Source organism: Endozoicomonas sp. ALE010 (assembly GCF_049310165.1).
In the GTDB taxonomy this organism is placed as follows: domain Bacteria; phylum Pseudomonadota; class Gammaproteobacteria; order Pseudomonadales; family Endozoicomonadaceae; genus Endozoicomonas.
Map to the genome: position 1 here is coordinate 47,574 of NZ_JBLYNV010000016.1, position 17,988 is coordinate 65,561.

A 17,988-nucleotide genomic window follows, 5' to 3' on the forward strand; every position below is an offset into this window, starting at 1 on the left:
CAAAGCCCGTCGGGTGGCCAGATAATGAATATCTGCGGATTTTCTTCCGGGAATCAATCCGGTGAAACCCTCTGGTTATCCGGATGATTTGCCAATAAGTTATCCAATGTTGTCTTTATGCCTTGTAATGGCCGACTGACATAACCGTTACCATTATCGAACATTTGTAACACCCTCTCCTCAAAGCTATTGCCTTGTACCGTTGCTGGCAGGCCATTAATAGACTTTTGGTATTTACTGATAATGCCACGACCTTCTTCCTCCAGAACTTCAATCAGGAAAAGTAACTGCCTTATCACCTGCAAATCCTCGGCAGCAACACGGGAATAGTTAATATTGGCGATTAAATTACCATGCTCCCTCCTTTTCGGATCAAATTCAGCCAGACGAGTTGATTTATATTCCCTCTCAAACAACTGAACCGCCGCGTTATAATTTGCGCAGGCTTTTAACAAACCAAAATCTCCTCTGGGTTCTTCCAAAGCCGTATAGTTCGCTATTTTACGGGCAATTTTGTCCCTCCCTGCCTGATATTTTTCTGATGCTGATACTTCCTCTATTTTCGATATAAAGTAACGGAAATAGAAGTAAATTGCAGGAGTACAGTCCTCTATGAATCGATCATCCCCGTTTCGGGTTAAGCATTTAATGGTTGCCTTGTCACATTGTTTAAATGCCAGATTTTGATAAAGATGAGCACGATTTTCGGTTTTAATTTCTCCGCGAAAGAACCGGTTAAGATGCCTCCGGACATTGTTAATCGGCTGCGCTGCTTCACAAATACTCTCGAAGGCTTTGGTATTATGTTCAAGCCAAAACAGAAATTTTGAACTGAACCGACTTTTCGAACTGTTAAAAATATTTATGCCTTTACCACTACCACCAGTATCAAGCCTGCCCAACCAATCACCAAAGCTTGACAGAATAAAATTTTTAACATGTTCACTATGTCTTAATTGCTCACCATAATATGTTTTATATCCATATTTTTTTTTGTACCAGGCAGGCGGCTTGTCCGGATCATAAGTGATGAGTTTACTGAAGAACAACCTGGATACGGGTTCATCGCTTTGGGGCGATTCCCGGATTACTTCCGCTGCTTCGCAGATCCTCTGGCCATTTACAAAGGGACTGAGAGAGTCAGGTTTCGAAGAACCGCTGGCGGAGCCGACAGGTTCAGCATTCAAAGGTCTGCTGATGGATTCGACAGGGGCGGCATTCAAAGAACCACTGAAGGAGTCGAAAGAGTGGCGGGAATCTCTATCGAGAGAAGACAGTGTGGAGGCTGAGCCTGAGCCTGCAGCCAATCCTTCAGCGACACTGTCATCCGAAGACATCGAACCCTCACTCATTGCTGACAGGGCTGATTGCCACGTGGCACTCTGAACATGAGCGGCTGAATGGGTATCAACACCCGAATCCCGGGAGATTTGAGATTCACGGGCTGTATTTACTGATATTGGCCTGGTGTTGTACAAATTTGCGCAAGCAGCATAGCCATCCCAGTCAAGGTGTTCTCTGACCTCGTCTTCTGTCACATTAGAGGCTGCCTGATTCACGGGTAAGCTGTGGAATCTGATGCTGAAAGATTTGCTGTTGCCTTCTTCGTCCTGGGCAGCAACATTCAAAGCAGGATGAATCTTCACGACAACCCTGCCCTTTTCTATGGTAATTTCCCTATCAGGTAGACAACCGGTAAATGTTATCACTTCATCTGCATCTACACGGCTAACCTCATAAGGCCCCAGAGATCCGGACGTTTCTGCATCAGGATCCGTTTGAGTTGATTTATCAACGGGCGCTTGTCCACAGAGATTGGGTAATCCAGTGTGATTGATAACCGAATCCATAACGATCTGCTATACCTCGCCTATCAGCATTCAAGTGGATTTTCGACTACGAAGCATAACGGCTGCCGGACAATTTGCAGATATTCTTTGTTTATTTTTGTTAAACCGGGTTGATCAACCCGATAGCAGGGAAATTATCCAAATCACTCGACAACGCTTGAGGCTTAGCCCAAAAAGTTCTTCCCGCTTGTTCCTGGATAAAGTGGGTGCCAGGTTGATAAATCCCAAAACCGCGCAACCATCGGCCTGGTATATGGTGGGTGTGGCAACCATGATGGCGATCTGGTGGGTATCGGAGGTAGTTCCCATTCCTGTGACCTCATTGCTGCCAATGATACTGGTGCCACTGCCGGGCATCGCCAGCATCAAGGAAGTGACGGCACCCTACGCACACCCAACCATCTATCTGTTCTTTGGCGGTTTTATGCTGGGTCAGGCTGACCCGCTTTGGCTTCCAACTGTCCACCGAAGAGAACCCTGAGGCCAGAACGGTATTCCGTGAGCAGCTGGAAGTACTGGGCCCAATGAGTCGCGGCGAAATAACGGTTGCCATTATCTTTGCCATCACCGCTATTTCCTGGATTACGAGACCCTATCTGAAGGCGTTTATTCCCGGTCTTTCTGACACCATTATTGCCATTGCCGCGACCATCAGCCTGTTCATCATTCCGGTGAAGCACGATAAGCGTGTTTATGTCATGTCCTGGGAAAAGGCCCGGGAATGGGGTGTTCTGCTGCTGTTTGGTGGTGCTCTGACTCTGGCAGCGCAGATCAAAAATACCGGTCTGGCCGGCTGGGTGGCCGAAGCCATGACGATTGCCAATGGTCTGCCGGTGCTGCTGGTCGTTGCTTTCTTGGTGACTGTTCACCTTCCTGACCGCACTGACCAGCAACACCGCAACGGCTGCCGGCTTCCTGCCATTGATGGGTGCCCTGGGTGTGACCCTGGGCATTGACCCGGTGATGCTGGCCGCACCGGCGGCCCTTGCCTGCAGCTTTGCCTTTATGATGCCCGTAGCGACTCCGCCAAACGCTGTGGTCTTTGGCTCAGGAAAACTGGCAATAACCGATATGATGAAGGCTGGCTTTGCCCTGAATATTATGGGTATTCTGCTGGTGACACTGGTGGGTTACTTCCTGATTGGTCAGTTTTTAATGGGATAATTATCTTTTCTACGGAGTATTTTCGGGTTCTACACGGTCTGAGTAGCCCCCCCAAAAAACGTAGGGAAGTACCTGACATGAACAGTGTTCCATCCGGTACACCGGTAGCGATACCCACTGAGCCCTCAACCTGCCCAGTGTGCCATGATGACCTCTACCAACCTAAGAATCCGGAGTTTGCTGGCAAGCACGTTGGCATTGCCAGTCCCTGCGGGCATAAGTACCACCTTAACTGTCTTACCCTGTGGACAGGAGCTAATCTGGAGTGCCCTTACGGGCGGCAAGTAATTGAGAATGTAACGGTGGAAATCCTGACCCTGCCACCGAACTGGCAGACCCGGATGGTCAACGCTGCAAAGGAGGGCAATATCAGGATCATCCGGGCCCTGCTGAACCGGGGGGCGTCCGCGGATGCAGGCCAGATTGCGGGGAAGACTCCCCTGGTCTGGGCCGTTAACAACAAGCACCTTGATGCTGCTCTGCTGCTGGCCGACAAGGGATCCTCCGACCCGATCGGCCTGAATAACCTGGAGCAATTGTACCAACATGGTGACGGGGGCATTCCTGTAGATCTATGCAAAGCGGAGAGCTTCTACCTGAAGGCGGCTGAGCTGGGGGATACTTCAGCCATGAACAACCTGGGCTACCTGCATCAGTATGGTGGCGAGGACTTTCCGGTAGACCTGAGCAAAGCAGAGAGTTGGTACCTGAAGGCGGCTAAACTGGGAAGTGCTCGAGCTATGAACAACCTGGGCTACCTGTATAAGCAGGGTGGCAAGGACTTTCCGGCAGATCTGCACAAAGCAGAGAGTTGCTACCTGCAGGCGACTGAGCTGGGGAATGCTGCAGCTATGAACAACCTGGGCTATCTGTATCAGTATGGTGGCCAGGACTTTCCGGCAGATCTGCACAAAGCAAAGCACTGGTACCAGCAGGCGGTTAAGCTGGGGTCTGTTTCAGCCATGATCAATCTGGGCTGCATGTTTCAGGAAGGCGGCAAGGACTTTCCGGTAGATTTGTACGCAGCGGAGGGCTTGTACCTGCAGGCCGCTGAGCTGGGGGATGCCACGGCCATGAGATGCCTTGGCTCCCTGTATAAGCATGGTGGCGAGGGCTTTGTGGCAGATAATGAAAAATCTTATATGTGGTATATGAAGTCACTCAAGCAAAATAATCATCTACCACAAGTAGAGCTTGACGGTTTTGATAAGAATAAAATCGCTCTAATACTCAGCCGGATGATCGACCTCCTGGACACCAATCTGAAAACTCAGGTTCAGGATCTGTTAAAAGACAAAGCTTGAAGCGCTGACTGTTATGTCTGCTGGTGACACTGGCAGGTTGTTTTCTGATGGGTGCCAGCCCGGCCTGATGAGACGGTCGGGCTTAACCCGGACCCGCCGATCAAGTCCGGGAAACTCCATTGAGGCTGTCCGAGCATAGACAGCCCTGTGCGGTAACCGTAAATCTCGGTCACCCTCCGGATGAACGGCCTTCAATCTGAATTGTCCAATGCTTGAATTCAGTTACTTTTTTGCAAGGAACAACAGCAATGCAAGCGTCAGCCTCCCAAAGCAGTGATTCGATAACAGCTCATGGTTTACCATTGCCCACATCGGAAGCAGCCCAGTCAAATCGTCCCAAAAGTATTGACGCTCCGTGCTGGCGTGGCTTTTCGACCAGGGTTGAGGATATCGCAGAAAATGCCCGGTTTCTCAACCATGTCGTTGCGGCAACTCGCAGTGAAGTGGTAGGAAACAGTCATCTCGTCACGGACTTTAGCATACATTATCCCAGCCTGAAGCCAATCGATCTGGTAAGGATGACATTGCATCGCGGTCCTTTTGTTACCGGGCAAGTGAAAAAAATGAATTTGGGCTACCAGTGTTTACAGGGAATATTTCGACAAAACCATGATCTATCCAACATCAGAACTAGCGATATATATTTCAAGTTCTCTTCAAAAAACGGTTTTGGTGATTGTGGCTCCCAAGTTTATCAGTGCCGGAAAAACTTGTTAAAAGCAGGTGTTCCCGCTGATATTATCTGGGCGCTCCATTTTTCTAACAGACGCAAAAGTGATACTCCACATGATGGACATTGTATGCTGCTAATTGCCGATAACCAGTCTATGGAGCGGTTGTTTGATCAAATGAATATCGTTACCGCTAAATACGGTGTTGAAAATAAAAAGCGACCTGGAATTGCCATGGATGTTGCGGATTTTTTTTTCTTGTTACAGGAAAAACTACCAAATTTGATTTTTGTCGATCCTTTTAATGATCAGATCATTCCGGGTAATGGGTTAAATACAACCCCTGTAGGAATTTTTCTCAACTTTGGGTTACGCGGAGAGTACTCTGTTTCTTTTACAGGGAGTAATGATTACCTCCCGATTTCAGATGATGAGCTTGAATTTTTTGAGCGGAAAATCAAGGGTGATAAGAAAGCGGTAAAAGCTATGCAGGATATTAAAACGGTAGTACATAATATTAAGTTAATCCGTTTAATCGACGCCTCAGAGATTGCTTCACGACTTAAACAAAAGATAACCGTCAGTATCGGCAAGTCAGAATTTGGCCTCGCTTTTCGTCAATGCGCATATTATAAAGCCAACAGCGTATTCGATTACTTGTATGATCATGCAGGCGAGCTGGATTTTGATCTTAATTCATCCGGAAATTCTGGCAATACTGCGCTGGATTACGCCAAAAAAGCGGGTAATTCCCATGCCATAGTCCGGCTGGAAACATTAAAAACTGCCTGTTCCGGATCAGCCTGAATCAAATTCACCATCCGGAATTCTTGCATTCAGTCGTCTTTCTTCTTCGCCCTTGGGTGAGCCTTATCATACACCGTGGCCAGATGCTGAAAATCCAGATGGGTATAGATTTGTGTGGTGGAGATATCGCTGTGCCCCAGCAGTTCCTGAATTGAGCGCAGGTCACCGCTGGATTCCAGCAGGTGGCTGGCAAACGAATGCCTCAGCATGTGGGGATGAACCCCCACCGGCATGCCCGCTTCCCGGGCAAATTCCCTGATACGATTCTGAATCTGTCGGGTACTGATGCGCCTGCCCAGCTTTGACAGAAACAGGGCGCTACCACTCTCTCCCCGAACCAACTGTTCTCGAAAAGTAAGCCAGTGTTGAATTGCCTGCCGGGCTTTGCTGCCCACCGGGATCATCCGCTCTTTGCTGCGTTTCCCAAGCACTTTTACCTGGGAAAACCCATTGGAAAAGCTGTCCAGATTCAGTGCCGCCAGCTCGGCCAGACGCAAACCTGACGAGTAGAAGAGCTCCAGAATGGCCAGATCGCGGCACTTCAGCGGATCACCCTCCGCCTGACCATGCGGGTCATCCAACAGATGATTGACCTGGTCGGCATCCAGCGTCACCGGCAGAGGCCGACCGGTTTTCGGTGCCCGGAGCCGTTGCGCCGGGTTATTGGTTACCTCACCCCGGGTTAACAGGTAGTGATAAAAACGACGAAGTGATGAGATCAGCCGCTGCAGGCTGCGACTGGATAACCCCTCTTCGTGCCAGAGTCCCAGCCACTGCTTTAACTGCTTCTCGGTAATCGTTGCCCACCCCTGAATATCACTGGCGGTAGCCTGCTGCATCACACGGGCAAGATCACGCTGATAGGCCGACAGCGTATGGGGAGAGTGCTGCTTTTCATAGCGGAGGTAATCCAGAAAAGCCGCTATTGATTGTTGCAGGCCGCTATTAACCGGAGAATTGGAAGATGAGTGGTTCATGAATGTAGCTGTCGAGCCAGAATTCGACTCAGGATATCGCCCAGGTAACTGATAAACAGGGTGCCCATGCTGGCCTTGAAATGATGTTTGTCCTGACTGCCCAGCGCCAGAACCCCAAGCTGCTGTGGTTCACTGAGGGCATAGTTCAGAGGGGCAATGGCCACCGAGCCAACATGCTCGGCCTGCTCCTGAAACAGGAAGTCCAGCTCTGCCTGAGTCACCTGGCCACAAATGGCTTTGCCACTGGTCATAATGGAACCCAGGGCTTCCACCACCACGTCGGTATGTTCAATCCTGACGGGCAGGTTCATTGGTTGGTCACTGAACAGAATCAGCGAATGGAATTCAATACCAAACTCATGGTTAAGGCTGTCACCGATCACCTCCACCAGCTGTTCCAGATCCCTGCTCTCCAGCAGGGCCAATACCAGCAGCCGCATACGCTCAAACAGCTTTTCATTGGCTTTGGCATTGTCCGCCAGACGGACCAGCTGATGCCGGTAATCCAGGGCCCGTTCCCGCAGCAACGCCACCTGACGCTCAACCAGCGAGATCGCATCCCCACGCTGATGAGGCAGGGTCAGATCCAGCAGCAGATCGTCACGGCCCACAAAAAAATCAGGATGCTCTTTCAGAAAGTTGGCAACCTGCCTGGGTTTCAGAGCTTTCGGCTGATTCGGCGTTTCCTGCTGCTCCCTGTCTGTTTCGACGATCTGTTCGGTCATGGTCTCTGGCCCTTAGCGGATTTATAGCCGGGTGTATCCTTCATAAACCCGGGTTGCTGCGCCTGTCATCATAACCGGACTGCCCTCTCCCGGCCAATAAATAGACAGGCTACCCCCGGGCAAGTTCACTTTAACGGTATCGCCCAGCAAACCTTGCAGGCGTCCTGCCACCACAGCGGCACAGGCACCGGTGCCACAGGCGAGGGTTTCACCAACGCCGCGCTCAAATACCCGCAGGTTAATTTCATCGGTACTGAGGACCTGCATAAATCCGGCATTGCATTTCCGGGGAAAGTCCGGATGGGCTTCAATCATCGGCCCCCAGGTGTCCACGGGTGCCCTGTGCACATCAGCCACCCGATAAACGCAGTGGGGATTGCCCATGGACACGGCCGAAACCTCGATAACCTGGCCATCAACCATCAGGGGATAGGTCACTGAACGCTGCTGCGCATTAAACGGCACCTGTTCAGGGTCCAGCCTCGGCATCCCCATATCCACGCAAACCTCGCCATTGCTCTGAATCGTCAGCTCAATGTTGCCCCCGGCGGTTTGTACCCGGATCCGGTCTCTGCCGATCAGCTTTTTGTCCCGGACGAAACGGGCGAAACAACGGGCCCCATTGCCACACTGCTCCACTTCACTGCCATCGGCATTAAAGATGCGGTAGCGAAAATCCATATCAGGATTGGTCGGGGGTTCAACCAGCAGCAACTGGTCAAAGCCGATCCCAAACCGCCGGTCCGCCAGGCGGCGGATTTTTTCCGGCGGCAGGCGCAGATTCTGGGACACCATATCGACCACCATAAAGTCGTTACCCAGCCCATGCATCTTGGTGAAATGTAGCAACATATAGTTCATTCTTTCCTGATACTTTACGACGGCAGCAGGCTTTCTGAGGCAAACTGCTCGGCAACGGTTTCCCGGCGACGGATCACATAAGATTGAGTACCATCAACCATGATTTCGGCGGCTCGATTGCGGGTATTGTAGTTGGAACTCATAACAAAACCGTAGGCACCCGCCGAATACACCGCCAGCAGGTCACCTTCCCGGATGGCCAGATTCCGTGCTTTGCCCAGAAAGTCGCCACTTTCACAAACAGGCCCGACAATATCATACACCTGACTATCCACATCCGCGTGCTGCGCCGTATTGGCAATAGTATGCCAGGCACTGTAGATGGACGGTCTCAACAGGTCATTCATGGCTCCATCCACAATGGCAAAATGCTTCTGTTCAGTCGCCTTGATCAACTCAACGCGGGTCAGCAGAATACCCGCCTGGGCAGCAATGGACCGACCCGGCTCCACCACCAGTATCACATCGCCATAGCCTCGCTCAACAAGGCGCTGTTTGACCGACACCAGATAATCGGCAGGTGACGGAATCGTCTCATCCTGATACTGAACCCCCAGGCCACCGCCAATATCCAGATGCTGCAAATGAATCCCCTGAGCCTGCAACTGATCCATTAACAGCAACAGACGATCCAGCGCATCCAGGAAAGGCTCGGTGGTGGTCAGCTGGGAACCGATATGGCAATCAACACCCACCACCTCAATATTGCTCAATTCAGCAGCCCGGGCATAAACCGCAGGAGCCCGGTTAATATCAATGCCGAACTTATTATCTTTCAGGCCAGTGGAGATATAGGGGTGAGTCCGGGCATCCACATCCGGATTGACCCGCAGGGAGATGCGGGCCACTTGATTCATCGCCAGCGCTTCTTCCTGAATACGCTCCAGCTCCTGTTCTGATTCAATATTGAAGCAGTGGACACCCACTTCCAGCGCCCGGCGAATCTCATGGCGCTGCTTGGCCACCCCGGAAAACACCACCCTGGCGGGATCACCGCCGGCCGCGAGCACCCGTTCCAGCTCCCCGACCGAGACAATATCAAAGCCAGCCCCCAACCGGGCCAGAACATTCAGCACCGCCAGGTTGCTGTTCGCTTTTACCGCATAACAAATCAAGTGGGGGCTGTCAGACATGGCCTGATAATAGGCCTGATAGCTGGCTTCCAGGGCTCGTCTGGAGTAGACATATAAAGGCGTACCATACTGGCGGGCCAGCTGTTGCACCGGAATCTCTTCGGCAAACAACTCGCTACCGGCCGCTGGTTCAGAGGGCTGAAAGGTAAACCACTCCATAAGGTGACTGTTCCCCATTTCACTTATTTATTGATGTAATTAGCCAGAACTGCTCTTTATTCAACGACTGTTTCTTCCAGAGCAGCCGATGCATCAGCCAGAGATGATGCTGGTTGATAAAGGTCACCTTTCTGACCACAGCCTGTGAGCAGCAGCACGAAAAACGCAGCAGCGGCCAGAGCGGAAGTTTTCAGCCGATGGTCAGCAGTGAACAATCTCATAATCTGATCCTTAATTCTGAATAGGCCACAGTATAACTGTCTAATTAGCGATGGCTCTAGCCCGAATATTTCATAATTGAGGCAACTCGGCATGCGGTGGCAGCGCTTTCTTTTCATGCAAGGCTCTATCAGCAACGCCGGAAGCAGGCTAAAATTCCCCCATTCAGATTAAATTGCACCGAGACAGGAATGAAAGAGCGTCAATATAATGAACTTCTGGATGGCCTGATGCTGGCCATCGAAGACGCCATAGACGATGCCGGACTGGACATTGACTATGAAACGTCAGCAGGCATTCTCACGTTAACCTGTGAAGACAACAGCAAAATTATTCTCAGCCGCCAGACCCCGCTGCTACAGCTATGGATGGCCGCCCGCAGTGGTGGATTCCATTTTGACTACGATGAAGAGCAGGGTGACTGGCTGCTCGATGGCCGGGAAGACACCTTTCTCACGGTGCTCAACCGCTGCCTTACCGAACAAACAGGCGACGATGTTCATTTATCTATTTAGCGTCCTTCTTTCCGGGAGTTGTTCCGGAATAAGTTCCGTGTTTGTCTGAAGCATAAGTTAATGCCGCCTCCCGTTTCCCGCAAAATTACAAGTCGCCCGTCTTTTTCGGGCAGCGGGCAGCGCTGAAACTTCATATTTATTGTCAAAATTCCCATGGCACGACATTCATGGCCTATACTCCAGCCGGTTTGTGACAGTCTCCTCTGGTATTGGTTCTTTACCATCAGGACAAGATTAGAGAACCGGAGCCATCATCATCTGCTCTTCTGTCTTATTAAGCTCAATACCCCAGGCTGTCACCCACTCTCAGTCAATATCATCCTGATAGGCTCTGGGACGGATCAATACAATAAATAAAAGCCTTCTGCTTCACTGGGGGATGACTCAGAAGCTGCGATAGAGGGGTGCAGGAGATTGCTGGAGACAACACTGAAGCTCTTAAAAAAACATCAGTAGCATCGGGAGATCATCACTATGAGTAACCTGTACAAAACGGACTTTTATCAGTGGACCCGTCAGCAAATTGATTTACTGAAAAAAAACAAGTTTCGGGCTCTGGACCTGGAGAACCTGATTGAGGAGGTAGACGACCTTGGCCAGGAAAAGGTCAACACGCTGGAAAATCATCTGACCCGAATCCTGGTGCTTCTGCTCAAATGGCATATTCGCACCTTCAAAGAAGACCTGCATGCCTTGAATCGCTGGTACCGCAGCTGGTTTATGGTGATTGATTACAGCCTGGCAAAAGAACGGGCGATAGTTAAACGACTGTTGATGAAAAACCCCAGCTTGTATGGACTGTTGGATGAAAGCCTGCTGGAATGTTACCCCACTGCCTGTCGGGATGCTTCCCGTGAGCTGGAAATACCGGAGGATGAGTTTCCGGATACCAATCCGTGGACCATGGAACAGATTATGACCAATGGGTTTCCGCCGGGGCCGGAGTAGGTTTTGAAATCATGATGAACACCAGGGTTAGCTCGCCAACCTCGTTCCAGAGTTGTCGGGCAGAACCGGGTCAGTGCTGCCTGAGCCGGTCAACAATCCACGTTTTAATCAGCGCCTGACGGCTGATGCCGATTGCGCTGGCTTCTTTATCCAGTTCATTGACGACCCATGCAGGGAAGTCAATGTTAACCCTTTTGGCTGCAAGGTTGGGCCGTTGAGGATTGTCGGTGTCGAAGAATTCCAGTACGTCTTCGCCATCGTCGAATTTTTTATCAATATCACTGGCTTTCATAAAGGTTCACCTCATTTTTTCTGGATCGGCGTACTGAGATAATTCTGAGACAGTCTCCTGGTACACGGTTTCAATGTAATTGATGGATCCCGCTATCAATGTCACCCAGACTCCGTTCGTCCTGAGCGGAGTCGAAGGGCGTAAACACCATACCCTGAATAAAGACTGTGCCAGGCACCCTTCGACTCCGCTCAGGGTGAACGGAGATTTTACACATCAAATTCATTGAAATGAGTTACCAGAATAGCGTCTTCGGATAGGCTGGGTAGTGTTCCCGCAGAGGACCGAGGTACTGTGCATGACCGTTGGTTCCGGTGTCAGCTCTTATGGGAACCGATCTTTGTCAAAACGCAAAAAAACCGCCGGAGCGGTTTTTTTGTTGCCGGAAAGTCCGGCGAAGGCATTGCTGCCAGGCAACCACTTCGATATTAGAAGTAGTAACGAGCCTGCAGAATCATCTTGTCGTCAACGTCAACATTAGCAACTTTGGTCTTCTCGAACTGGTAAGTAGCAGACAGCTGAACTGGACCTTGAGTGTAGATTACTTCTACAGGCATGTACTTCAGTTCGGTGTTTCCAGCGTTGTTGCTCTTGTCTTTCAGCTGGTTGTAACCACCACCGAGCTTGAACATTTCGTTCAGCTGATAGCTGCCATACAGTTCAATGCCTTTAGCCTTTTCAACAAGACCCAGTGTACCGTCTGCCAGGTTCTTCAGATCTGCATAAGTGAAGGCAGCGTAAATCTTGTCTGCTTCAAGCTTGGCACCAACAATAGCAGATTTAGATTTGTCTTTAGATCCTGCTACAGAAGTATCTTTAACTTCAGCCTGGTTGTATGCAGCTCCGATACTCAGCCCCATTGGCAGGTTGTAGCTGCCAGCTACACTGTAAGAACCATCACGTACCATAGTGGACGGGATAACAATACCACTAACCTTGGTTGAAAGTTTTCTTTCACCCAGCTGAACCTGTGCAGAGATATTCAGCCCCATGATACTGTGGTTATACTGCAGAGCGTCGTCAGCACGAGCAGTACCCAGCTCATCACCAAAAATGGTGTATGTGCCGGAAGCTTCACCACCGGTGGTAGCAAACATGTCAGTCCAGCCAGAAACAGTGGAGTAAGTAGACCACTGCTTACCGAAAGAGATAGAACCATACTGGTCGTTCTTGGCACCAACATAGCCCAGACGGTTGAAGAAGAAGTCGCCTTCGCCACTGTTAGTTGTGTCAAAGCCCCACTCAGCCTTGGCAAAAGCGGTAGTCGCTTCAGTCAGTTTGTGTTCGAAGGCAAAGTTGATACGGCTGCTGTCGCCCTTAGATTCGCCGTCAGTCTGGTCAACATAACGCATACCAACGTGACCACCGATGGTCACTTTGTCAGTACCATTGTCAACGACAGTAACAGCCATCGCCTGACCAGCCATCATGGAAGCAACAACAGCTGCAAGAATTTTCTTTTGCATGGAGCTTACTCCTGAAATTGTGTGTGATGTGTGTGCTTTTTTCTGTCGCCTTTCTTCTTATGCATAGCCTGGCGCAAAAGCCCCGAACCGATGCGGACGACTTAATTTGGGCACAATTATTCAAGAGTTGTTAAACCAAGGTCACATTAGATAATTGAATTGGCTTATGATTTTTTTTACTGTCGTGAGAATAAAAATCAAGCAGCATTTGATAGTAATTAATCAAGGATAAGGCTGTAGGCCTTGATGGATAATGGATTCAAGTAAATCACTACGAAGAGATTGAGTTAAAACAATCAAATAACCGGGTAGGTGAATGCCGAGATAAGGGATAAAATACGGCATTCCCGGTTAATGGAAATTTACATTTCGTTGATGTGCATCAACGCTGAAATAATCAAAGCCAGTGCGCAACATGTTATCTGTTAATGGACAGCTACCAGCCAAACAACTTCAGGTTTCTGGCCGGACGAAAGTTGGTTGAGAGAACAGCATGTTGATTCGGGTTGTACCTGACATCGGCATGCAGTTTCTGGTCACGGAGCAGGGCCGGAATATTTCTCACATAGAGGTTATGGTAATACACCTCTTTCAATGTCTTGATCATTCGGTGGCTAAAGTCCCCCTGGCTGCTCCAGGCGATAATACCGGGGCTTGGTAAAAAAGCATCGGCTGCGGTCTCTCTGTCGCGACTGGCGGATACCACCATCATATAGGCAGGAATGTCCCTGTCTCTGCCTGTATCAATTTCCTCGATAATATCCGGATGCAGCGAGTTATAGACATACCGATAGGGCAGGTCAAACATGGTGCCGGAGTGGCAGGTGTCAACGAAGATCAGCAGCCTTGTGCTGTTGTGAAAGCGTTTGAAGGCATGATGCAGTTCATCATCGGAAATAACATCGCGACCACAGACCAATAGCTCATCCATATGATCTGACTCATCACCGCTGGTATCCGGTCTGCGGGTGCCGTGTCCGCTGAAACTGATGATTATGCGATGTGGCCCGGCTTCGCTGTGGGTTTGCTCTGCCAGACGTTCAATTTCCGCGAGGACGATGGATTTTTTGAGTGGGCCAGATCGATCAGTCTGTACCTTAAGGGAGGTTGTCGGGATGCCCTTGCTGGTGGAGGCCCAGTTAAAAAAGTTCCAGGCATCATTACGGCAACCACCTAATGTTGGTACTTCCGGAATCTGATCGTAGTTTTGCCCGGTAAACAGTCCCTTGATCAGATGCATATTTTCAAACTCAAAATAGAAGTCAGTGTCCAGTGGACACTGGTTGTCATAACAAACGGTCTGATTATCGGGCAAATCTGAATTGAAAGAACAGTAGGCGTTGAGTGGCGATAGCAGTATTAATGACAGACAGATAAGCTGCGTGATCGTGCTGAAAACAACATGCTGAATTCGGGCTATACAGAAAGTGAGCATGGTATGCCTCATGCTTGAAAGCTTGAGAAGTGATGAGTGTCGGGTAAAGGTACCCCGGAGGCTGAACGAAGATAGATGCTTATTGAAATATAGTGGTAAATCGCAGAAAAAAACAACGGGTCATGCTTGCAAGCTGAACAGCTTTCCTTATAATCAGCGGCGTCTGGTGAGGGATGAAGTTCTTTCCTGATTCAGTCGTTGATGGTGGGCGTAGCTCAGTTGGCAGAGCTCCGGATTGTGATTCCGGCGGTCGAGGGTTCGAGCCCCTTCGCCCACCCCATCTTCCCTCCCTTGCAAACCTTCCAATTCTCACTCCCACGATTGTTGATCCTTCAGCATATTTATAAATATGTCGTATTTTGCCTGGTAAAAATCAACCAGCTGCCGCTCAGGTTCTATCCGTTCGTGATAGCGACTCATGGCTCTCATGGCCTCCTCAATACTGTCGTAGATACCAGCCGCCACCGCTGCGGTGATGGCTCCGGACAGCAGCATATTTTCTCTCTCTTCCGGAACGGCAGCAGGAATATTGAGTATGTTGATATGTTCAGTGAGCAGTCGTTGGTTCTTTGCCAGTCCTCCGGTGGGGATGAACAGTTCAATGTGATACCCGGCTTTTGTTAACTTCTCTAACTGATAGCGTGCATCCAGGGCCAGGGCCTGAATACTGGCAAGGTACAGCACAGCAAGCGACTGATGACTTTTATCCAGGGTAAGGCCGGTAATCATTCCCCGCTGTGGTTGATCCACTTCAGGTGCGTCAAAGTAAGGGAGTATATGCAGGTGCGCGGTCAGTTTGCTGACACTGTCAGCGTATTCCGATCGATCATTATCCGCCAGCTCATAGAGAATCTGATTAAGGTATTCATGAACCCCGATCCCCAGGCTGACAGCGATATCATAGATTGAGCTGTAAGCCGGGTGTGAGGTAATGATGTGATCAATAAAGGCACCTGCCGCAGTTTGCCGGGCGTATATCAACGAGTAACCTTCCAGCACAGAAGGGTAGGGGCCATCTGCTCCATCGCAGGTCAACATATCCCTGCTGAACGCGACGTAGTTGGATGAAGTTCCACCAATAAAACTGACTCTTTTGGTAATACAGTCTAGTGGTTGCTGACGGTCCGGGTGATTGCTGGCAAGTATCGTGGCGAGGGTGCCGCCATAGGCATCAACGATACCTGTGGCAACCGGGGTGCCCTGTTTGAGGTTCAGTTGGTCAGCGGCACTTTGGCACAGGCCATCCCCGATGGCTGCGCCCATCTCAAGGGATTCACCCTTGAATCGTCCCTCAATATCAATATTCAGTTGGGCTGCAGCCTTTTGGGTAAAGATATGACTGGTCGAATCGGGTGTTCTGGTCAGGCAGGCCGTTAGCTTCCAGGTGGCATAATCATAAAGGTCGAGGATGCAAGTAGCGGCTTGCCAGGTTTCCGGCGCACACTGGAAGAGCCAGAGTAATTTACAGCAGTTACTCCTGGCGTTGATGCCAGGGCCCGCATGGCCAAATAGTCCCGGGTGTTCTCTGGCAATATAGGCAGCCTGTTGACTGGCGCGGCTGTCCATCCAGCCAAAAGTGTCAGCACGATTGCTCCCGGGCAGGTGAACGGGTTGCATCCGCTGGTCCAGCAGAACCAGGGAGTAGGTGGTATCAATACCGATCCCGATAATATCCTCCTGATTCAGCGGGTGTTCAGCGATTAATCGGTTAACACCGGTGACCAGGGCTTCCCAGATATTCTTGGAACAGAACTCCATGGTACTGGCTGTTTTCCAGATCAGAAGTGGCTCTTCATTATGGGCAAGGACATGCCCTTCCGGGGAAACAAAAGCGCTGCGCAAACTGTGGGTGCCAACATCAATACTGAGCAAAACAGGCCGCATCTGTGATAATGTCCTTGAAACAATGTTTCGGGTAAGAATAGCTCCGTTCCTGCATTTGGACAGGGGTGTTTTAAGGTGGGTAAATTCATGCACATGAGCAGGATAATCGGGCATCGGGGGCTGGCAGGAGAGGCACCGGAAAATACCCTGGCAGGCATCAGGCTGGCTGCTGAGCGCGGGCTGAAGTGGGTCGAGGTGGATGTTACTCTGTCAGGTGATGGTACCCTTGTGCTTTTTCATGACCGGCGACTGAACCGTACCACCAATAAAAAAGGTCGCTTGAAGACGTTAACCTGCTCTGATCTGGCAACAATAGATGCCGGAAGCTGGTTTTCCGAGCAATTTTCGGGTGAGCAGATTCCTCAGCTTGGAGCGGCGCTTATACTCATAAAAGAACTTGGGCTTGGGCTGAACCTTGAGCTGAAAACCAATGGCTGTTCAGAGCCGAGGTTGGTAGAAGCGGTAGTAAAGACCATTGCCGAGGTTGAGTTGCCAAACGATCGGCTATTGGTTTCCAGCTTTAATTATGCGGCACTTGTCCGGTTCTCAGATTGTTCAGATATTCCGGTTGGCTGTCTGTTTGAGCGATTGCCAATGAACTGGCAGAAGAAAGCATTACGGGTCAACGCGGTATCCATCCACCTCAACAGTAAGCGAACGGCAAAACGACACATTTCGCGAGTGAAGTCCAAAGGCTATGAACTGTATTGCTACACCGTTAACTCTCCGGCGGTTGCCAGACAGCTGATTGATGATGGCGTTGATGGTGTTTTTTCTGATTACCCTTTGGCAGATCACAAAAAGCATGGGGGTGAAGTCCCGGCGGTGACCGAAGAAATCACGACGTAAAAAGAACAGGCTGGGTCAGCCTGCTCATGGTGAACCTTAAAGCTCGTCCACTTCTCTCAAATATTTGAACAGCTTTCGCGCCGCTGCCGGGGGCTTATCCTGAGATGCTTCTCTCTGGGCATTACGGACCAGCTGGCGGATATGCTGGTGGTCAGCTTCCGGGTAGTGCTCCAGGTATTCAGTTAATGCCGTGTGACTGTCATCATCACGAATCAGCTGGTCACGCCACCGCTCCAATTGATGAAACCGGCGGTTGTACTCTTCACTGGAGGAATCCAGCTGGTTAAGCAGCGCCATGATCGGCTCAATGTCCTGGTCTGCCATCAGTTTGCCAATAAAGCCCAGATGGCGCTTTCTGGCATTGTTGCTTTTGATGCGATTGCTCTCATCCAATGCTGCACGCAGGCGATCATTCAGTGGCAACTTATCCAGCAGTGCCGGTTTCAGTTCCATCAGCCGGGCACCAATGTTTTTAAGCTCATCCATGTCCCGCTTCAGCTCAGATTTGCTGACATAGATGATTTCTTCGGTTTCTTCATCGTCCCAGGCTTCCTGGATGCGACGGCTCTTTTTACTCATAGAGAATGGCCATTGATGGGAATCTGCCTGATGTTATTTATCAGAAAGCAGTTCCATGGATGGAAAATGGATTTCCCGGTATTTTACTTCAGAATGCTTTTCAATTGGGATGTTTTTCCGCAACTCCTTTTGTCGTTTTGTTGCGGGCCT

At 50.1% G+C, this 17,988-nt stretch carries 20 protein-coding genes and 1 tRNA gene; 10 read left to right on the forward strand and 11 right to left on the reverse strand.

Annotation, left to right across the window (positions count from 1 at the left end):
• Window positions 1–53 precede the first annotated feature (53 nt).
• Complete coding sequence (locus ACO6UY_RS09175) at window positions 54–1,049, reverse strand: hypothetical protein (RefSeq protein ID WP_422449947.1); 996 nt, start codon at window positions 1,047–1,049, stop codon at window positions 54–56.
• Here ACO6UY_RS09175 and ACO6UY_RS09180 point away from each other — a divergent pair.
• The 6 genes from ACO6UY_RS09180 to ACO6UY_RS09205 all read left to right on the forward strand — a co-directional run bounded on the left by ACO6UY_RS09180 (window position 1,030) and on the right by ACO6UY_RS09205 (window position 5,796).
• The gene (locus ACO6UY_RS09180; protein WP_422449948.1) at window positions 1,030–1,386 is read left to right on the forward strand and encodes a hypothetical protein; all 357 of its coding nucleotides are present in this window, start codon (window positions 1,030–1,032) and stop codon (window positions 1,384–1,386) included. The two genes, ACO6UY_RS09175 and ACO6UY_RS09180, sit on opposite strands and share 20 nt — an antisense overlap.
• Window positions 1,387–2,007: 621 nt before the next feature.
• The gene (locus ACO6UY_RS09185; protein WP_422489699.1) at window positions 2,008–2,331 is read left to right on the forward strand and encodes an SLC13 family permease; all 324 of its coding nucleotides are present in this window, start codon (window positions 2,008–2,010) and stop codon (window positions 2,329–2,331) included.
• On the forward strand, window positions 2,264–2,806 hold the full coding sequence (locus ACO6UY_RS09190) for an SLC13 family permease (protein ID WP_422460629.1): 543 nt from the start codon (window positions 2,264–2,266) through the stop codon (window positions 2,804–2,806). The genes ACO6UY_RS09185 and ACO6UY_RS09190 overlap by 68 nt, the downstream gene beginning before the upstream one ends.
• On the forward strand, window positions 2,775–3,014 hold the full coding sequence (locus tag ACO6UY_RS09195; RefSeq protein WP_422449951.1) for an anion permease: 240 nt from the start codon (window positions 2,775–2,777) through the stop codon (window positions 3,012–3,014). The genes ACO6UY_RS09190 and ACO6UY_RS09195 overlap by 32 nt, the downstream gene beginning before the upstream one ends.
• A gap of 77 nt (window positions 3,015–3,091) precedes the next feature.
• Window positions 3,092–4,318: an ankyrin repeat domain-containing protein gene (locus tag ACO6UY_RS09200; protein WP_422449952.1), complete on the forward strand. Its 1,227-nt coding sequence runs from the start codon at window positions 3,092–3,094 to the stop codon at window positions 4,316–4,318.
• Between the two features lie 248 nt (window positions 4,319–4,566).
• A complete protein-coding gene (locus ACO6UY_RS09205) occupies window positions 4,567–5,796 on the forward strand; it encodes a hypothetical protein (protein WP_422449953.1) in 1,230 nt (409 codons plus the stop codon).
• 29 nt (window positions 5,797–5,825) lie between these two features.
• On the opposite strand, the gene xerC is transcribed toward ACO6UY_RS09205, so the two are convergent.
• Genes xerC through lptM form a run of 5 tightly spaced genes read right to left on the reverse strand, consistent with a single transcriptional unit; the run spans window position 5,826 to window position 9,872 of the window.
• On the reverse strand, window positions 5,826–6,734 hold the full coding sequence (gene xerC / locus ACO6UY_RS09210) for a tyrosine recombinase XerC (RefSeq protein WP_422450546.1): 909 nt from the start codon (window positions 6,732–6,734) through the stop codon (window positions 5,826–5,828).
• Window positions 6,735–6,769: 35 nt separating this feature from the next.
• The gene (locus ACO6UY_RS09215) at window positions 6,770–7,498 is read right to left on the reverse strand and encodes a DUF484 family protein (protein ID WP_422449954.1); all 729 of its coding nucleotides are present in this window, start codon (window positions 7,496–7,498) and stop codon (window positions 6,770–6,772) included.
• A gap of 21 nt (window positions 7,499–7,519) precedes the next feature.
• A complete protein-coding gene (gene dapF, locus ACO6UY_RS09220; protein ID WP_422450547.1) occupies window positions 7,520–8,350 on the reverse strand; it encodes a diaminopimelate epimerase in 831 nt (276 codons plus the stop codon).
• 23 nt (window positions 8,351–8,373) lie between these two features.
• Window positions 8,374–9,651, reverse strand: coding sequence for a diaminopimelate decarboxylase (gene lysA / locus ACO6UY_RS09225; RefSeq protein ID WP_422489719.1), 1,278 nt, complete (start codon window positions 9,649–9,651; stop codon window positions 8,374–8,376).
• A gap of 56 nt (window positions 9,652–9,707) precedes the next feature.
• Window positions 9,708–9,872, reverse strand: a complete 165-nt coding sequence (gene lptM, locus ACO6UY_RS09230) for an LPS translocon maturation chaperone LptM (protein WP_269675681.1) — start codon at window positions 9,870–9,872, stop codon at window positions 9,708–9,710.
• A 189-nt stretch (window positions 9,873–10,061) separates the two neighbouring features.
• On the opposite strand from lptM, the gene cyaY reads away from it, so the two are divergent.
• Together cyaY and ACO6UY_RS09240 are read left to right on the forward strand one after the other, a co-directional pair.
• The gene (gene cyaY, locus ACO6UY_RS09235; RefSeq protein ID WP_422460622.1) at window positions 10,062–10,385 is read left to right on the forward strand and encodes an iron donor protein CyaY; all 324 of its coding nucleotides are present in this window, start codon (window positions 10,062–10,064) and stop codon (window positions 10,383–10,385) included.
• A gap of 474 nt (window positions 10,386–10,859) precedes the next feature.
• The gene (locus ACO6UY_RS09240; RefSeq protein WP_422489701.1) at window positions 10,860–11,333 is read left to right on the forward strand and encodes a DUF29 domain-containing protein; all 474 of its coding nucleotides are present in this window, start codon (window positions 10,860–10,862) and stop codon (window positions 11,331–11,333) included.
• A 70-nt stretch (window positions 11,334–11,403) separates the two neighbouring features.
• Here ACO6UY_RS09240 and brnA read toward each other — a convergent pair whose 3' ends face one another.
• From brnA to ACO6UY_RS09255, 3 genes are all read right to left on the reverse strand, one after another.
• Window positions 11,404–11,625, reverse strand: coding sequence for a type II toxin-antitoxin system BrnA family antitoxin (gene brnA, locus ACO6UY_RS09245; protein WP_422449957.1), 222 nt, complete (start codon window positions 11,623–11,625; stop codon window positions 11,404–11,406).
• 428 nt (window positions 11,626–12,053) lie between these two features.
• On the reverse strand, window positions 12,054–13,091 hold the full coding sequence (locus tag ACO6UY_RS09250) for a porin (RefSeq protein ID WP_422489703.1): 1,038 nt from the start codon (window positions 13,089–13,091) through the stop codon (window positions 12,054–12,056).
• Window positions 13,092–13,527: 436 nt separating this feature from the next.
• Complete coding sequence (locus ACO6UY_RS09255; RefSeq protein ID WP_422489705.1) at window positions 13,528–14,406, reverse strand: caspase family protein; 879 nt, start codon at window positions 14,404–14,406, stop codon at window positions 13,528–13,530.
• 324 nt (window positions 14,407–14,730) lie between these two features.
• On the opposite strand from ACO6UY_RS09255, the gene ACO6UY_RS09260 reads away from it, so the two are divergent.
• Window positions 14,731–14,806 (forward strand) — tRNA-His (locus ACO6UY_RS09260).
• A gap of 29 nt (window positions 14,807–14,835) precedes the next feature.
• Here the strand turns inward: ACO6UY_RS09260 and ACO6UY_RS09265 are convergent.
• Window positions 14,836–16,410 (reverse strand): FGGY-family carbohydrate kinase, encoded by a 1,575-nt coding sequence (locus tag ACO6UY_RS09265; RefSeq protein WP_422489707.1) that lies wholly within the window; start codon window positions 16,408–16,410, stop codon window positions 14,836–14,838.
• A gap of 93 nt (window positions 16,411–16,503) precedes the next feature.
• Between ACO6UY_RS09265 and ACO6UY_RS09270 the strand changes: the two genes are divergently transcribed.
• Window positions 16,504–17,259, forward strand: coding sequence for a glycerophosphodiester phosphodiesterase family protein (locus ACO6UY_RS09270; protein WP_422489709.1), 756 nt, complete (start codon window positions 16,504–16,506; stop codon window positions 17,257–17,259).
• A gap of 36 nt (window positions 17,260–17,295) precedes the next feature.
• Here ACO6UY_RS09270 and yjgA read toward each other — a convergent pair whose 3' ends face one another.
• Window positions 17,296–17,838 carry a ribosome biogenesis factor YjgA gene (yjgA, locus tag ACO6UY_RS09275; protein WP_422449962.1) on the reverse strand — a complete coding sequence of 181 codons (543 nt, stop codon included), beginning with the start codon at window positions 17,836–17,838 and terminating at the stop codon, window positions 17,296–17,298.
• Window positions 17,839–17,988: the final 150 nt, after the last annotated feature.

Bases quoted from the DNA above. Each gene is read 5' to 3' on its own strand.
- ACO6UY_RS09180 (WP_422449948.1), top strand. From the start codon at position 1,030: ATGAGTTTACTGAAGAACAACCTGGATACGGGTTCATCGCTTTGGGGC.
- ACO6UY_RS09195 (WP_422449951.1), top strand. From the start codon at position 2,775: ATGGGTGCCCTGGGTGTGACCCTGGGCATTGACCCGGTGATGCTGGCC.
- ACO6UY_RS09200 (WP_422449952.1), top strand. From the start codon at position 3,092: ATGAACAGTGTTCCATCCGGTACACCGGTAGCGATACCCACTGAGCCC.
- ACO6UY_RS09205 (WP_422449953.1), top strand. From the start codon at position 4,567: ATGCAAGCGTCAGCCTCCCAAAGCAGTGATTCGATAACAGCTCATGGT.
- ACO6UY_RS09215 (WP_422449954.1), bottom strand. From the start codon at position 7,498: ATGACCGAACAGATCGTCGAAACAGACAGGGAGCAGCAGGAAACGCCG.
- dapF (WP_422450547.1), bottom strand. From the start codon at position 8,350: ATGTTGCTACATTTCACCAAGATGCATGGGCTGGGTAACGACTTTATG.
- lysA (WP_422489719.1), bottom strand. From the start codon at position 9,651: ATGGAGTGGTTTACCTTTCAGCCCTCTGAACCAGCGGCCGGTAGCGAG.
- lptM (WP_269675681.1), bottom strand. From the start codon at position 9,872: ATGAGATTGTTCACTGCTGACCATCGGCTGAAAACTTCCGCTCTGGCC.
- cyaY (WP_422460622.1), top strand. From the start codon at position 10,062: ATGAAAGAGCGTCAATATAATGAACTTCTGGATGGCCTGATGCTGGCC.
- ACO6UY_RS09240 (WP_422489701.1), top strand. From the start codon at position 10,860: ATGAGTAACCTGTACAAAACGGACTTTTATCAGTGGACCCGTCAGCAA.
- brnA (WP_422449957.1), bottom strand. From the start codon at position 11,625: ATGAAAGCCAGTGATATTGATAAAAAATTCGACGATGGCGAAGACGTA.
- ACO6UY_RS09250 (WP_422489703.1), bottom strand. From the start codon at position 13,091: ATGCAAAAGAAAATTCTTGCAGCTGTTGTTGCTTCCATGATGGCTGGT.
- ACO6UY_RS09265 (WP_422489707.1), bottom strand. From the start codon at position 16,410: ATGCGGCCTGTTTTGCTCAGTATTGATGTTGGCACCCACAGTTTGCGC.
- ACO6UY_RS09270 (WP_422489709.1), top strand. From the start codon at position 16,504: ATGAGCAGGATAATCGGGCATCGGGGGCTGGCAGGAGAGGCACCGGAA.
- yjgA (WP_422449962.1), bottom strand. From the start codon at position 17,838: ATGAGTAAAAAGAGCCGTCGCATCCAGGAAGCCTGGGACGATGAAGAA.